The following is a 16,408-nucleotide window of genomic DNA, read 5'->3' as shown; positions in this document are numbered from 1 at the left end:
ACCTATCTAACATTATTTTTAACTCGTAAGAGCAAATGAAAAATTAACTTTGACAAAACAAATAAAATTGAACCCGCTAAAATCAATTTTGTTGCTGAAGAAGCACCAACAAAATTACCGACTGGGAAGGCTATGAATTGTAAAAAAAGCATGTAATTAATAACAAAAACCGAAAAATAACCAACTATATGTCTAGCGCTATAAGTTAATGTCGCTAACAGAACAAAAAAGTAAACAAACAAGATTGTTGTCAAAAAACCATAATCAATAGACCATGTTTCTAGAGAGGGAGACCACATAGCCTGACAATCAAAATGAGATTCACACAAGAACCTAGATGTGACTTGAGAATCCAAAACTGCCATCGATGTAAAAAGAAAAACTAAATAATCAGCAGACTCATAAACTACGTAATTAATAAATTGAGAGAGATAATAAAAACCAAAAACAAAATAGCCACTTATTTTAAAAAGTATAAGTGCGATACCATCTGGTAACATGTTATTTTCCTGATAACAAAAAATTGCTGAGTGACAGCCAGGAACATAGCTCCCTGAATACCGCATGGATATATTAAAAGAATAAACCAAAAGACAAAGAATAGAAAAAACAATTAATTTTAAAAATTTTTTAGAAAAAGCAAATTTTTTTATAGTCATATTAGAACTATACAATATCAGAAAAAGATTTAATGCTATCAACTCGAAAAACTCAAATGAAGTTCCCCTAGCCATTGAAAAGTAAATAAATGAAACTAAAGACAAAAACAAAGAGAGCTTAAATCTTTTACGAGTAAAAAAACTGCCTTTCATATATAAGATATAAAAATTTACTATTACAAGTAGTTTGACGAAGGTATTAGAAAGAATGGCTGGTAATTTAGAAATAGAAAATGCGCCTAAATTATTTTCTTGAAAATATGACTGATAATCATTATAAGATGACTTAGATTCCAAAAAAACTTTTAGAAATAATTCAACAGGATTAAGTCCCGTATAAAAATTGGTTGCATATAAGGATGCTGGAATGCTTAAAAAGCAAAATATCATTAATAAGTTCAATCTGGAATCTGGTAAAACAACATGATTACGATCATTAACAATTTCTTTATTACTCCCCGTTTTTTTTATGATTAGTTGAACAGATGCAACACCTAAAAAAATAGGAATAAAAATAAAACATGAAAAAATATAACCTGGTAAGAGGTCCATATATTGATTTTTTAACGGAGCAGCAAAAAGTAATGCTCCATAAAAAATGTAGAATAAAATAGTAGCTCGTAAAACTATCATTATCTTATCTTCTGAAGGCCATCTTTCTCAAGATATTTGATGTAATAAAAGCTAACTTTGCAAACGCATTTATTGATAGAAAATGATTCAATATTTTCAGCCTAAAATATCTATAACGTAATACCGCTAATATCTTCTCTTTATCTTCATTAAGACTCATGAACTCATTAGTATCTTTAATCGCATTTCTTATTAGATATAACTCTTGAGATTTAAAGAAAACCTTTTTTTCTAAAGATATATTTTGTGATGCATTATTAGAATGAACACGATAATACACTAAAGGCTCAGCTATAAATTCGAAACTACCAATCAACAAAGCTCTGTATGCCAAGACACCATCTTCTTGATATGTACCGGGTATAAACCCTGAAAACTTGTCCAACAAATCTCTCTTAAAGCATAAAGAAGCACCGATTGACCAAATTGGTCTTCCTGCTATGACGTCTGACAAATTACGACTATAAATTGGTTTCTCTTGAAAATAATCATGTTTTAAAGAACCTGACTCATCTATTATTTTAAGATTTGAAAACACTGCTGCAAGATCCGGATTATCTATAAATGAAGTCATAGATGATGACAATCTATTATCGGCAGAAATATCATCTCCGGCAGCTAAGCAGATATATTGTCCACGACACAATGCTACACCCGTTTCGAAATTTTTAGAAATCCCTAAATTTTCTTTATTTAAATTTAATGTAATAGTACAACCAATGTTATGGGTTGCTATAAAATCCTTAATAATCGAGACCGAACTATCGATTGAACAATCGTCAGAAATGATTACTTCGAAATTTTTATATTTTTGTGTAACAATAGATTGCAAAGCATCGCGAATATACTGTTCTTGATTATAAACTAACATCAAGATACTAACTAGTGGTGAGTCATTCATATTGAGATATTTTGAAGTAAATTCTAGTGATTAGAAAATATTATTAAAGAAATTTCAAGTTTAAAAACTCAACAACATCGAATTTGAGTCATAAAATGAAGTACAACAATTGAGTTTTAATTTTAGGAAAACGAAAAAATTCATAATTACTAACGAGACCAATCTATATTAGTTCTTTTAATTTTAGCAGGACAACCAACTAGTAGTGAGCGGCACCCAAATGTCCCTTTAACGTATGATTTAGAACCAATGATACAGCCATCGCCGATAACAGTCCCAGGTCCAATAGTACAACTATCACTTACCCATACATTATTACCAATAATAATTGAATCTTTAATTATTCTCCCATTTACATAATGATTTGAAGAATCACTTAAGTAGCATCCCCATGAAATTATAGTCCCTCCGCCTATTTCAATATTTTTACTACACATAATTAACGAATCACATGTTACACCAGATGACTCGCCATTTAGACATCCTTTTAGCATCAATTGCGCATCGTCAGATACGATAATTTTACAACCGTCGCCTATTTGAAACGTATTCGAGATCTCTAGTTTAGCATTGTTTCCTATTTGAATTACAGTTCTATTAACCCCATGGATAAAAGACTCAAAAACTAATGCAATTTTTGAGTTGCTTTGGATGATTGCCGAACCACTTTTATTTACGATAACTCTAAAAGTTTCGTTTGAGAAAAAAACTCTAGGAAAAAATGAAAACCCAAAAATCTTCCAAGACAAATAAAGAGAATAAAAATAACAACAAATAAAATCAAAACCTAAAAAGTATGGCCTAAACCATATTCGCTTAATGAAACAATATAGTATTAAATTGGATTCTTTTATTTTGCTAACTTTATTTTTCAAATTACCAATCATTTAACAATACGCCTTAATTTAAATAATACAAAAATTAGACACAATAAGTAATTCAAGGCATATGCGATTGTGGCGCCTTGAAGGCCATAAAATTTCACAAAAAAGAAAACTAGGCAAACAAACATCAGCGAGAATGAAAACTCAATAAAAACAAACAATTTAACGACACCTCTAGATAATAGAGGATATGCATAGACCCAACTAGAAATTTTTAAAATATCACCCAACAATTGAATTGCAAATAAATTTCTTGCTTCATAAAAAGAATTAGTAAATAAAATCAAAACAATTGTGTCACGCAAAAGAAAAATAATTGATGCTATAGCAATCACAATTGGAATAACTGTTATAGCCGTTTTATTTAATTCTAATAAAATAAGTTTACTACATTCGATTTTCGACAATCTCGGAAGAAAATATGTACCTAAAGCAATTGTTATTATACCCAGATATACTTCAGAAATTTTCCACACAGCTTGCCATTGTCCAGCACCATCCCAACCCACTTGATCAATTAAAATATTACGTACCAAAATTAATGAAACGGGCACCGTCAATGCACTGGCGCTGGCCATAAGCATATAACCGCCGATTTGTTTACGCGCTTTTGGGTCTACCGCGCCCCACCAATAACGCAGCTTAAACCAAGGCTGGCGAATGTTGGCAAATAGCATCACCAAGCCAATTAAGGCAGCTTGCACTGAGGCCGCTAATAATGCACCTTGAATATTATAGAGGCCAATCATTACCAGCATCATGCCACTTGAGATCAACACAGTTAGCATGCCCAACCCCACATAACGGCGATACAACTCCTGACCATTAATAACCGAATTAAACAACGTGCCTATAGCTGCTAATGGCAACAGACAGACCGTCGCTACTACAATCCAGGCAAGTTCTTTATCTTGGAATAGGCCAGCAGCTATGGGTTTGGCTAATAACACCCCCAATGGAATTGCTATGACCGAGATAATCAATATCCACTGCAAAGACGCGCGCCACCAGGGTGCGCAAGCATCAAAACCATGTGCTTTATTTTCTGCGGTATAACGTACTACACCGCTTCCTGCTGGCGCATTTATTATTCCGTTTAAGCTGCCTACAAGGCTTTGCACTTGCCCCAACATAGCCAAACCAGTTGGACCAGTATAAATAGCCACCACTTTAGCAATTACAAACCCCATCGCCATTTTTAACAAGGTTAGTAACCCTGTCATAGCGGTGACTTTGAGTAAACGCTTCATCGAACAAACTCATTCATAGCTGAAATAACTTTAACTATGTTTTCATCGTTCATGGTTGGATCTAACGGGATAGAGAGCACTTGCTGATGAATTAATTCAGTTAGTGGTAGTTGTAAATCAGCATAATGACGACCATAAGCCTGCTGTTTATGTGGCGGAATGGGGTAATGAATTAAAGTTTGAATTCCCATATCAGACAAATGCTGCTGCAAGTCTTCGCGGTTATCACAGCGCACCACAAACAAATGCCAAACGTGAGCAAGTTCTTCATTCACTTGTGGAAGAGTAATGAGTGAGTTGCTGATATTGGTGCGATAAGTCTGAGCAATATGCTGACGGCGGGCTGTTTCGGCCTCTAAATGGCGTAACTTGACGCGCAACATAGCAGCTTGGATTTCATCTAAACGACTATTTACCCCCTGATATAGGTTTTCATACTTCTTATGGGATCCATAATTTCGAAGCGCCTTAATGGTTTGTGCTAATTGATCATCGTTTGTAGTTATAGCTCCAGCATCACCAAGGGCTCCTAAGTTTTTTCCAGGATAAAAGCTAAAACCAGCTGCATCGCCCCAATTACCAGCTCGTTTACCATTTATTTCAGCACCATGAGCTTGAGCACAATCCTCTAAAACTAATAAACCAAACTCTTTTGCAATAGCCATAATTTCAGGCATTGGTGAAAGTTGACCATATAAATGTACTGGCAAAATTAACTTTGTTTTGTCTGTGATAGCGTCGCGAACAATTTGTGGGTCAAGATTATAGGTAGTAGGGTTTGGTTCAACTAATACTGGTACTAAATCATTCTCTGTAATCGCTAACACAGATGCTATATAAGTATTGGCCTGAACAATCACTTCGTCACCGGCTTGTAGTTTACCCAACTCCTTCCATGCTCGGATGACTAAGATTAAAGCATCCAACCCATTCGCAACACCAAGAGAATGCTTTGTTCCACAATAAGATGCAAATTCAGCTTCAAATTGAGCAAGTTCATTACCCATAATATACCAACCTGAATCGATCACTCTGCTACAAGCTTCTTTTAATTCAGATTGATATTGTTGATTAATTTTTTGTAAATCTAAAAAAGGAACTATCATGTTATTTCTCTTTAACGTCATTCAACCAAGTTTCAACGACCTCCTCTGGATAACCTCTATGAAATCGATTACGCCATGGATATGCCTTTAACTTAGGATTATTGTGCATTCGTAAAATTTTAGAATCACAGATTATTTTTATTGGATTTCCGCTCGCTAATTTGCCCTCAGGAATATTTTCTTTAACAACAGAACCTGCGGCTACTACACAATCTTTACCAATACTAACTCCAGGAAGCACGAGAACTTTTGCAGCTAAGACTGCAAAATCATCAATAGTTACACCAATAAGATCGGTACTTGGAGGTGTAGGATCATTAGTCAGTAGCACTTCAGGAAAGAGCCAAACATAGTTACCAATTCTTGACATTTTACCAATATGCACATCAGCATGGCATTTAGTATAATTTCCAATTACACAATCACCTTGTACATCGGAACGATTCCCCAACTGGCATCCATCACCTATTATACTATTTTCTCTAACACTAACATAATGACCAGTATTAAGAGAGTTCCCTATTTTAGAGCCAGAATAGAAGACATTATGACTTCTAATATTGCAATTTTTACCAAACTTTAATTCTTTCTCTGCTGCTAATGGAGAAGGAAGACCTAATTCACAATAGGCACCAATGCGACAGCCTGAACTTAAATACACATTTTCATGTATCACCGTAAAAGGTCCAATCTCAACGTTATCTTCTAAAGTTGCTAAAGGTGAAATAATCGCTGAAGGGTGAATCAATACCGACATTAAGCAGTACTCCCCGCATCAACTGTAATAGTTGTCCCTGTTATAGAGCTTGCACCATCAGAGAGTAAAAAAACAGCGGCAGCTGCGGCATCGTCAACATTTGCTAGACGCCCAAGTGGACTTCTTCTTTTAATTGACTGCAATTTCTCACCTTGAAGACCTGCTGTCATTGCAGTCTCCATATAACCAGGAGCTAGAGTATTTACGGTGATATTCGCTTTTCCAACTTCCCTTGAGAGGGATTTTGTAAAGCCGGATAAGGCTGACTTAGATGCCCCATAAACACTTAATCCGTTAAAACCAGTGCTTCCAATAATCGAACCAACATTTACAATTCGACCACACTGATTTAATAACATGGCACGACTTACATATTTTGTTAGCAAAATAGGTGACATAATATTAGTAATAATTAGTTGACTAATATCTTTTTCATGCATTGTCGCTAAAACACCATCATGACCAATAGCTGCATTGTTTATTAAGCCGTAAGGTCGCCCATGATCTTTTAATATTTTTTTGACTAAATTTGAGATACCTTCAGTCTCAGAAAAATCGTACTCATAAAAAAAAGCATGCTCAGGATAAGCAACTCTCAATTGATGAAAATCGCCTTCTGTGCGGCTAATTCCAACTACTTTGTAATTACTTTCAAGAAGCTTTTTTGAAATCGCTAGTCCTAATCCCTTACTTGAACCTGTTACTATAACTACTCTCATGAAGCTTTACCTCTCATGATTTTTCCAACAGAATTTTTCTCAATTTGATCAACAAATTTAATCAAAGCTGGAACCTTAAATGGTTCTAATTGTGAATAGCAAAAAGACTGTATGTCTTTCTTAAGTTGACTATGGTCGTTAAAAGATTCCTTAAGAACTATATTGCACGCAACTAACATACCCATCATTGAATTTTTTTTACCAAATGCATGACATTCAGATACTGCATCGTGTTTTAAAATGATCCTTTCAATTTCTTCTGGTAAAACCTTATTACCTCCAACATTGATCGTACCACTTTCGCGTCCCATGAATATAACTCTATCATCAACAATCGAAACTAAATCTCCAGTATTTATGTATCCGTCATCATCGATTTGCAAAACACCGCTTATAGTCGTATTAGATGAATTCTTAGATTTGATCCATAGCACACCATCTTTCAACTTTATATTTGGTTGAAAATGAGATTCACATGATGGCTTATCCAAGAATGAAATAGGAAATCCTTCTCTCAGGTCATTAACACTAAACCCAACACCAGCCTCTGTTGAAGCATAAATATGGGTTATTTTAGCCTCGTGATAGGTAGTTTTTAATGTATTTAAAATTGTTTGATCAGCAATTTCACCACCTAACGTAATCCTTTTTAAATTAATAGAATGACTTCTAGGATCCATAAGTAGCTTTCGATAAAAAGAGGGTGTAGCAGACAAACAATTTACATTTGTAGAAATTAGTAAATCTATAATCTCAGGTATGCTATAATTAGATTCTAGAATGGTTAATTTAGAACCAGAACGTATTGATTGAAAATACACTTGTAAACCAGCAAACCGATTAATATCATAAACGAGTGCCCAGTTATATTCGCCACCTTTTTCCACATCAGTTTTAGCAGTTCCAGTAAGACGCTCAAGTTCATAAGAAACTAACTTTGGCATACCTGTAGTGCCTGATGTTGCAAGTATCCATCTACGTTCAAAACTATCTGATAGATGTTCTGATATTATTTTAACTTCAACATTTGACTCACTAAAGTTAAAATAATAATTTACACTTACCTTCAAAAAAAATTCTTGTTCTGTAACTGTATCCAATCCATCAGGTAGAATTAATAAATTATTTGCTAGATAAGATATAGAGGGTAAAAACTTAGCAGCAAGCTCACGAGAACCAAATTTAACAGCAATATTACTATTCTTATAAGCTGAGTATTTATCTAAGAAGTTATTAGAAATAGCTAGCATTTCAGAATAGGTAACACTTTCCCGATTATTAACAATACACGTTCTATGAGCCGGTACTCGCTTTAGAAAATCTAAAAGTGTCTCTTGATTTTTACTTTGAGTATTTTTCATAAATAGCTACGAATTCGCCAAAAGTTTGAGGATACACAGCATCTTCCATCAACTGAAATGGATCGTAATCTAGTTCCTCTTCCAACAGAGCGACCAAAATTGCAAAACCTAGTGAATCAAGTTCTGTCTCTAGTAAAATGGTGTCATCACTTAAATTATCATATGACTTATTTGCATTTGTTTGAGCCAAAGCTTCATTAAATTTATCTAAAATAATTTTTTTTAACATTTTTTAATTTCCTGTAAGAAATTTTGATAATCACGAATGTAATCATCTTCATCATATATATCGCTTGCTAAAACCATCAATACACAGTCATCCGAAAAATCATGCATTTCTCGCCATGTGCATGAGTCAATTAATAGGCCATGTGTAGGTATGTCTAAAAGAATCTCTTCACGTTTTAAGCCGTCATCCAATACGAACTTACAGCTACCCTTTAAAGCTATTGCAACCTGTTTAAGTTTTTTATGGGCATGCAAGCCTCTAACCACATTCTGTTTAGTGGCATAAATACAATAAACACGTTTTATTTCAAAAGGGATATTTTTATTACCTTCAAATGAAACTAAATTCCCTCTTTCATCACCAAGATTTTTAAACTCAATTAATTTAATTAAGCTCACCATTAACTCCTTCATTCGAGTAATGAACTTAGATATTGTCCATAACTATTCTTGGACATTTCATTTGCAACCTTGAGTATTTGTTCATTACTTAGCCAATGATTGCGCCATGCAATTTCCTCTAAGCAAGCTATCTTATAGCCCTGTCTTTTTTCGATTGTTTCTACAAATGATGCTGCTTCTAACAGACTCTCATAGGTGCCAGTATCTAACCAAGCAAAACCACGACCTAGCAGCTCAACATTTAACTCACCCATTTCAAGATAGGCTTGATTAATACTGGTAATTTCTAACTCACCGCGTTCTGAGGGTTTGACATTTTTAGCGATATTAACAACTCGGTTATCGTAAAAATACAGTCCTGTAACCGCAAAATTAGATTTAGGTTTTAGGGGTTTTTCTTCAATCGAAATAGCTTTTAGATCTTGATCAAATTCCACCACACCAAAACGCTCAGGATCTTTAACTTGATAACCAAATACAGATGCACCAGTTTGTCTAGCGGCGGCTTTTTTAAGTATTGGTGAAAAACCTTGGCCCCAGAAGATATTGTCTCCAAGTGCTAAACACACATTATCATTGCCAATAAACTCTTCACCAATAATAAAGGCTTGCGCTAGGCCATCAGGTGTTGCTTGAACTGCATATTGCAAACTGATACCAAATTCACTACCGTCACCAAGTAGGCGCTGAAATGAAGATTGGTCCTCTGGTGTAGTAATAATTAGAATATCTCGGATACCTGACAGCATAAGTACAGAAATAGGATAGTAAATCATTGGCTTATCGTAGACAGGCAATAATTGCTTAGATACGCCTTTAGTAATGGGATATAAACGAGTGCCAGAGCCACCAGCGAGAATAATTCCTTTCATTAAAAAATAAGCTCCAAGATAAATAGGCCCTAGATTTAAAGAAAAATAAGGGTATTAAAACAAAATTGTTTAAAGGATTAAATGCCTAAACGCTCACGCTGATAAGTACCATCTTGAACATGCTTACACCATTCTTGGTTAGCTAAATACCACTCGACGGTTTTGCGTAGACCCGTTTCAAAAGTCTCTTGTGGCTGCCAATCAAGCTCTGCATTCATTTTGCTTGCATCAATAGCATAACGGCGATCATGGCCTGGTCTATCAGCGACATAGGTAATTTGCTCAGAATAAGGTGTGTTTTGGGGCACTAATGAATCTAAGATGCTGCAAATAGTTTGTACTACTTCTAAGTTCCGCTTTTCGTTATGACCACCAATATTGTAGGTTTCTCCAATTTTGCCCTCAGTAACTACTTTATAGAGTGCGCGAGCATGGTCTTCGACATATAGCCAATCACGGATCTGATCGCCCTTACCATAAATAGGTAATGGCTTACCTTCGAGTGCATTTAAGATGACCAATGGAATCAACTTTTCAGGGAAGTGATAAGGACCATAGTTATTGGAGCAATTGGTTACAATCGTAGGTAAACCATAGGTACGTAACCATGCTCGTACAAGGTGATCGCTCGAAGCTTTAGAGGCTGAATAAGGGCTGCTAGGCGCATAAGGTGTGCTTTCGGTGAATAAAGGCAGTTCAGAGTCTGCCGCCACTTCATCTGGATGCAGTAAATCGCCATATACTTCATCGGTGGAGATATGATGGAAACGGAATACAGCTTTACGCTCAGCATCAAGCGAGTTCCAATATTGGCGGGCGGCTTCAAGTAAAGTGTAAGTCCCGACTATATTGGTTTGGATAAAATCAGCCGGGCCAGTAATTGAACGATCAACATGGGACTCTGCCGCCAAATGCATAACGGCATCGGGTTGATACTTAGCAAATACTCTATCTAATTCAACTCGGTCACAAATGTCTACTTTTTCAAATGCGTAGCGAACATTATTCGCAACCCTGCTAAGTGATTCTAGGTTGCCTGCATAGGTCAGTTTATCAAGGTTAATTACGCTATCGTGAGTGTTGCTGATGATATGACGAACGACTGCTGAGCCAATAAAACCGGCGCCGCCAGTTACAAGGATTTTCACAACAAAAGACCTCGAAAAAATTAAAATAATTCGCTTATTTAAGTAAGAAGGATAATAGTGCGCTCCCGCACAATTTCTAAATTCTGGATTCTAGGTTATCTTCTTTTCTTACAAAATGTCTTACCAATACGAGCATCATACCCAACATGCCACCAAGTATGGTGCCTAATACACAAATTAATGCACGTTTTGGCTTAGCCTTTTCTTCAGGCGCTAATGCGGGGTCAATGGTTTTGAAAACGTATTCATCACGCACTTCGGCAAACATAATGGTTTTTGCTTGTTCTTCAATCAACTTATAAAGAACGGTTTTGATATCTGCGACATTGGTTAAAGCGATTTGTTTATTTAAAAACTCAGTACTGCGGTGCGCTTCAGCAACATCACGCTCCTTCATTACTTTATTAATATCTTGAATTAACCAAGTGACCCATTGCTCCGCAACTGTTGGGGATAAATGCTCAACCGATAAAGTCACCATTCCTGTATCTTTGGCTTTATTGACAACAATCATTTTGCTAAAGGCTTTATAGGCTTCTTGCATTGATGGCTCAGGTTTAAATGGCGCTTTCACTTCGCGCACCCAAGTATTGGTTTGCTCGTTATATAGCTCAGGGTCGTAGATAATTTTATCCGCATCTCTATCCCATTTTTCTGCCGCCATTAAATCGGCAAGGATATTATGCTTTTGAATAAACTCGCTGGTAAATTGGCGAGACTTTAATACCTCAATTGCCAATTCGGTTTTATCTGTACCGCCTTTGCTACCCAGATTCACGCCAGCAAGGCTAGCTAGACCACCAAACTGAGAAGCTAACGCACTTAAACCACCACCTTGTTCTTCAGATGCGGGGGCCAGTAAGGCTTCAGATTTATAGATATTCGGTTGCTTTATGGCAAAGACCACTGCACCAACGGCAAATAAAGCAGTAATAGCCAAAATAATCCATTTGCCACGCCAAATGACAGCAAAAAGCTCACGGAGATCAATTTCGTCATCTTGCACTTGAGGAAATCTGGCATCGGATTGATGTATATTTGGATTTTGAGTAATTTGTGTGTTCATTGGTTCTTCAGATTCTAGGGTATATGCCCTAAGTACTGAACCTAGGGCGAGCTATAAGCAAATTAGAGGCAGAATGCCTTTCTAGCTTATTATTTCTACAGCCCAGAGATGGCTGAGATAGCAACTGCAGTGTTATAGATAATGCCAGTTACTTGTGACCAAAGCGTCAGGTTATCTTTATATTCAGTGTCTAGTGGAACAATCACAGTATCACCAGGTTGCAATTGATCACCGCCACTGAACCAGCTTGAACGTGATGGAATTAATACTGAACCATTAGCTTGAATAACATAGGTTCTTCCCTCATCAGCACGTTCTCTCGCACCACCAGACATAGCTAGGTACTGGTCGATTGTTAAACCTTCTTTAAATCTATGAGTGGCAGGATGTTGGACTTCACCCATCACAGCAATTGTTTGTTTAGTTGAAGGGACATATAAAATGTCGGCATCTTCCAACTGTAAATCCGCCTGTGTAATACCGAGCGAAATTGCAGGTAAATCCACAACTAAACGACCAACCGCTTTAATATTTTCAAGGTCGGTTAGCATTAACTGTGCATCAGCATAATTAACTACCGTGCCATCCTTTGAAATGCCGCGGGTAGCTATATCACGACGCAGTTGGTCCGCCAGCTTTTTGATTTCAATCTGCTCTTGTTGGCGCACAGACTCACGTACAAAGACTGCGGAAGGTAATGCCGCATATTCGGTAAAGCCACCCACACGGGTGATTAAGTCACTTAAGGTTTCACCACGGCGAATATTGTAACGGCCAGGGAATTTAACCTCGCCTCTGACCTCAACCACTTTGGTCTCTTGCCAATCTGGCGTTGTCATCACAGTAAGAATATCTCTGCCAGATAACAATAAATTGGCACTTGAGTTATTTTGCAGTGCTAAAGCAAGGTCAATATTTTTATGCTCAGTTTTAGAACCTGAATTATCAACTACCGTTGATGTTAATTCGGCTCTGGTTGTGTAAGCACCTTCTTTCAAGCCACCAGCAGCAACAACTAAATCATTGACTCTTGCGCCTGCGGTTAATGGGTACAGACCGGGTAAACGTACCTGACCATCAATCCCGACAACCTGAATCCCAGATCCTGCTCGGCCCTGGTTATTAAGCTTAACCATGACCGGATAGAGTAATTCTTGGCGAGCCATTTGATTACTGAGTTTGAGTAACTCTGTATCATCAAATAAGTTTGCCAACATTTTGTTGACGACACCTTTGACCACAGCCACATCTTCTGACTCAGTTTTATCAGTAACAACCACTCCAGCCAACTGCGAACGCTGAGTTAATCTACTTTTATCAAGCTGAACAAACCCTGCTTTGAATAAATCAGAACTAATCAGAGAATTCGTGTTTAAAGAGGTTACCTTCTCTACGCGCTGTTTAACTAATTTATTCAGCTCGAAACGATTTTGTACATCGTCAGAAAAATTAAAAATAATGATTTTATCACGGGGATTTAAAGCGATATCTTGGTCACTATTTTTGTCATTAATAGCTTTACCCGGTGAAAACTGACGAACTTCAATATCACCATATTGGTTCACTTCACGAACCACTAAGGCATAATCTAAATCAGCAGAAATGGCTAAATCCCCCCAAATTGAGGGAAAAACATCACTGATTTTTTGTCCGGAAAACCATTGATATTTACCAGGACGTACGACAGCACCGACTACGGTCACGGCGCTTTCAAACTGTTCAGAAGCGTTTTTAACACGAATAACATCACCCGCTTTGGCTAACGTCATTTTGCCCTGTTCGCTAGTAAGGTCGACATTGATAACTGTTTTTAGCGATTTACTGTTGTAACGCTCAACTGAACTGCTTTTTGGATAGGCGCCAGGATTTAAACCCGCTGCCATGGCGATAACATCCGCCATGGTTTCGTTATTTTTTAACTCATAAATAGCTGGACGTCTTACTTCACCTGAGACGCTAACAAGGCCACCAATTGAAGGAATAAAGACGACATCTCCAGAACGTAAACGCAGGTCGCCCGATGCATCCCCTTTTAACAGCAGATCATATAAGTCTAATGTACCGACAAGTTTGCCATTACGTTTAAGTTGTACATTCCGTAATGAGCCAATTTCGTTAACACCTCCAGCAACAAATAACGCTTGGGTGATAGTCGATAAACTAGAAACCGTATATGAACCAGGTTTGTAAGCATCACCCGCTACAAAAATACGAATAGAGCGCAATTCCCCCATGGTGATATTGGACTCAATACCAATCATTTGTTGTTGAATACGCTGTCCCAGCGTTTCTCTTAACTCAGTGAACGTTAACCCATTTACAGGAATGGGCCCTAATTCGGGGAATTGAATGACTCCTTCGCGATTAATTACTAAGTCGTATTCTTTATTCTCTTTCCCATAAAGCTGTACTTTGATGTTATCGCCTGGACCGACAAGATATTCCCCAGGGACTGGCACATCAGATACTGGCGCAAAGGTGCTAGGCTCACCTGCAAACATTTCATAGCCAAAGCGACGTAGATTAAGGTTGGAAGAATCCGCAGAAAAATCTAATTCCGCTTTTTCTTTCTTATCACTTGCCGTATTGATGCGCTCAGATTGCATGTCACGCTCAGAAACAACCTGCGGATTTGCTATCTGCGGCTGAGCTTGACTACCGGAAATCATACTGGGATCAATTCCGTACTGTCTCGCTAAGCGCTGTTGTTCTGCTTTGGGTAATTGTTTGAATTGTTCAATCATCTGCGGAGAGGGCGTAACGGCTTGCGCCTGAGCGCCCATCAATATTGCAGCACTCATGCTTGCGAATATCGCGACTCGAGGGGCCGCCTTGATGTATTTTTTAAGTTGTTGTAACACCAGATATCTCCGATTGGGTTTAAAGATGAAAAACAATAATAAAGCAGAGCGTCGCTACGCTCCTTCTAGATTCTAGCGCCACCGTAGTGGCGTCCTAGAGCAGCGCTTTTTTGCTTCGTCCTCGCAGTTGCGAAGCAACGTCCTTCTTTTTTTCAGACACGCTACCGATTATTCCGTATGTCCATATACTCCACCCTGCGGGCTTGCTAAAGCAATTTTGAAGTGTTCCTGACACTTCTATCGCGTGGCGGCCAGAGGCCTTATTCAGTGCATCGAGCACTTCATCCTTCGGTTCAGCTAACGCTGTTAATAATTGTTCCAGACAATTATTTGCGGCGTCCGCTTAACGAATGAAACTATTCATTTCATTCGATGCCTTTCAGGCACGCTACCGCCCATAGATTGCGGCCTCTATATTGCCCTTCGCGCTGCGAATATTCTAATTTTTCAAAATCTTAGCATTTGTTGCTTGCTGTTTTAATTGTTGGCTTTCTGAATTCCAAACTTATCAGTTAACCATCTTTAGTTTGGCTAACATCTTCAAAAGACCTAAGCCCTGCTGGCAATTTAAGCCCGCGAGCCTCATATGCCACAGCGTAAAAAACAAGTAAAACTTTTGTTGCACACAACTTAGATCAGCCGCAAAAATTGTACAGCCAAACCACTACGTCGTTTGCTCAAAAAACATGCACACAAATTATGTTTAACTTTTAATGGTGCAGATTTAGTTTTCTGATACCACCTCAATGCACAAACAAATATAACACACTGAAAATTATATATTTTTAATTTCAAGCTCTATATTACTTGAAATGAAATAAGTCAACCTATGGCAAATGTCTTACACAACTCTAAGCTAAAGTCTTAATCAACATAGTAAAATAGTTCACAACTCACACTCGTTCTACGGACTGTTCTGGCACAGTTAACATATTGATCTGTCCCATAATATTAAATAAAACGTGGCAACGTTTGTTTGGGCATTTCTCTTGAAAAATAGCTTCTAAGTCTGCAAACGGGCCGTCTTTAAAACGAATTTTCTCCCCTGTCTTTAGCTCTAACGGAGTGTCTAAAACAGATTGGGAAGGCGTTAATTCTTTCATGCGAATGGCGTGAATGACTCGGTCATCAATGGGTGTCATTCTTTCCTGACAATTGACAATACGACTCACACCGCGAGTAGAGTGGACCTGCTTAACGCTAGTTTGGCTTGGGTCAAAATTGATAAACAAATAATTTGGGAATAAAGGCACACGACAGATCCGCTTCTGACCGCGTTGAGATTTTTCTTCAGAGACCATTGGTAAATATGTCTCTAAATTTTGAAGAGCTAAATTTTGTTGTGCCCTCGCTTCACTACGAGGTTTACAGTACAAAAGGTACCATGCCTTCATCGATTAATCTCACTACCCTATGTTAAGTGACGTCCATTCACGGGTCGCAATCATAACAAAGTTGTCAAGACGGATGGAAGCAGTTTTTTGCCTTAAAACCCTTGCTGTTCGGTATCTAAACAAAGTGCCGATATATTAGGAAAATCAACATAAATCGATATTTGGTG

At 37.5% G+C, this 16,408-nt stretch carries 15 protein-coding genes; all 15 read right to left on the bottom strand.

Annotated elements, in window-relative coordinates; genetic code table 11:
• Positions 1 to 2: 2 nt before the first annotated feature.
• Positions 3 to 1,292: a hypothetical protein gene (locus tag L976_RS12420; RefSeq protein ID WP_047537123.1), complete on the bottom strand. Its 1,290-nt coding sequence runs from the start codon at positions 1,290 to 1,292 to the stop codon at positions 3 to 5.
• A gap of 4 nt (positions 1,293 to 1,296) precedes the next feature.
• Positions 1,297 to 2,193: a glycosyltransferase gene (locus L976_RS12415; RefSeq protein WP_081990917.1), complete on the bottom strand. Its 897-nt coding sequence runs from the start codon at positions 2,191 to 2,193 to the stop codon at positions 1,297 to 1,299.
• 149 nt (positions 2,194 to 2,342) lie between these two features.
• On the bottom strand, positions 2,343 to 3,080 hold the full coding sequence (locus tag L976_RS12410) for an acyltransferase (RefSeq protein ID WP_047537118.1): 738 nt from the start codon (positions 3,078 to 3,080) through the stop codon (positions 2,343 to 2,345).
• Positions 3,077 to 4,327: an O-antigen translocase gene (locus tag L976_RS12405; RefSeq protein ID WP_047537115.1), complete on the bottom strand. Its 1,251-nt coding sequence runs from the start codon at positions 4,325 to 4,327 to the stop codon at positions 3,077 to 3,079. Before L976_RS12405 ends, L976_RS12410 begins: the two co-directional genes overlap by 4 nt.
• The gene (locus L976_RS12400) at positions 4,324 to 5,430 is read right to left on the bottom strand and encodes a DegT/DnrJ/EryC1/StrS family aminotransferase (protein ID WP_047540468.1); all 1,107 of its coding nucleotides are present in this window, start codon (positions 5,428 to 5,430) and stop codon (positions 4,324 to 4,326) included. Before L976_RS12400 ends, L976_RS12405 begins: the two co-directional genes overlap by 4 nt.
• A 4-nt stretch (positions 5,431 to 5,434) precedes the next feature.
• On the bottom strand, positions 5,435 to 6,190 hold the full coding sequence (locus tag L976_RS12395) for an acyltransferase (RefSeq protein WP_231570497.1): 756 nt from the start codon (positions 6,188 to 6,190) through the stop codon (positions 5,435 to 5,437).
• Positions 6,190 to 6,909, bottom strand: coding sequence for an SDR family NAD(P)-dependent oxidoreductase (locus L976_RS12390; RefSeq protein ID WP_047537112.1), 720 nt, complete (start codon positions 6,907 to 6,909; stop codon positions 6,190 to 6,192). Before L976_RS12390 ends, L976_RS12395 begins: the two co-directional genes overlap by 1 nt.
• Positions 6,906 to 8,270, bottom strand: a complete 1,365-nt coding sequence (locus L976_RS12385) for an AMP-binding enzyme (RefSeq protein ID WP_047537109.1) — start codon at positions 8,268 to 8,270, stop codon at positions 6,906 to 6,908. The genes L976_RS12390 and L976_RS12385 overlap by 4 nt, the downstream gene beginning before the upstream one ends.
• Positions 8,251 to 8,499 (bottom strand): hypothetical protein, encoded by a 249-nt coding sequence (locus L976_RS12380; protein ID WP_047537106.1) that lies wholly within the window; start codon positions 8,497 to 8,499, stop codon positions 8,251 to 8,253. Before L976_RS12380 ends, L976_RS12385 begins: the two co-directional genes overlap by 20 nt.
• The gene (locus tag L976_RS12375; protein WP_047540463.1) at positions 8,493 to 8,897 is read right to left on the bottom strand and encodes a sugar 3,4-ketoisomerase; all 405 of its coding nucleotides are present in this window, start codon (positions 8,895 to 8,897) and stop codon (positions 8,493 to 8,495) included. Before L976_RS12375 ends, L976_RS12380 begins: the two co-directional genes overlap by 7 nt.
• A gap of 11 nt (positions 8,898 to 8,908) precedes the next feature.
• On the bottom strand, positions 8,909 to 9,772 hold the full coding sequence (gene rfbA / locus L976_RS12370) for a glucose-1-phosphate thymidylyltransferase RfbA (protein ID WP_047537103.1): 864 nt from the start codon (positions 9,770 to 9,772) through the stop codon (positions 8,909 to 8,911).
• A gap of 77 nt (positions 9,773 to 9,849) precedes the next feature.
• Positions 9,850 to 10,920 carry a dTDP-glucose 4,6-dehydratase gene (gene rfbB, locus L976_RS12365; RefSeq protein WP_047537100.1) on the bottom strand — a complete coding sequence of 357 codons (1,071 nt, stop codon included), beginning with the start codon at positions 10,918 to 10,920 and terminating at the stop codon, positions 9,850 to 9,852.
• A 76-nt stretch (positions 10,921 to 10,996) separates the two neighbouring features.
• A complete protein-coding gene (locus L976_RS12360) occupies positions 10,997 to 11,986 on the bottom strand; it encodes a Wzz/FepE/Etk N-terminal domain-containing protein (protein ID WP_047537097.1) in 990 nt (329 codons plus the stop codon).
• Between the two features lie 95 nt (positions 11,987 to 12,081).
• Positions 12,082 to 14,847: an SLBB domain-containing protein gene (locus L976_RS12355; RefSeq protein WP_047537094.1), complete on the bottom strand. Its 2,766-nt coding sequence runs from the start codon at positions 14,845 to 14,847 to the stop codon at positions 12,082 to 12,084.
• A gap of 893 nt (positions 14,848 to 15,740) precedes the next feature.
• Complete coding sequence (gene rfaH, locus L976_RS12350; protein WP_037420418.1) at positions 15,741 to 16,241, bottom strand: transcription/translation regulatory transformer protein RfaH; 501 nt, start codon at positions 16,239 to 16,241, stop codon at positions 15,741 to 15,743.
• Positions 16,242 to 16,408: the final 167 nt, after the last annotated feature.

Origin of the sequence: Shewanella sp. ZOR0012 (assembly GCF_000798835.1) — a bacterium.
Lineage (GTDB): Bacteria > Pseudomonadota > Gammaproteobacteria > Enterobacterales > Shewanellaceae > Shewanella > Shewanella xiamenensis.
This window is presented reverse-complemented; position numbering and strand designations above follow the sequence as displayed.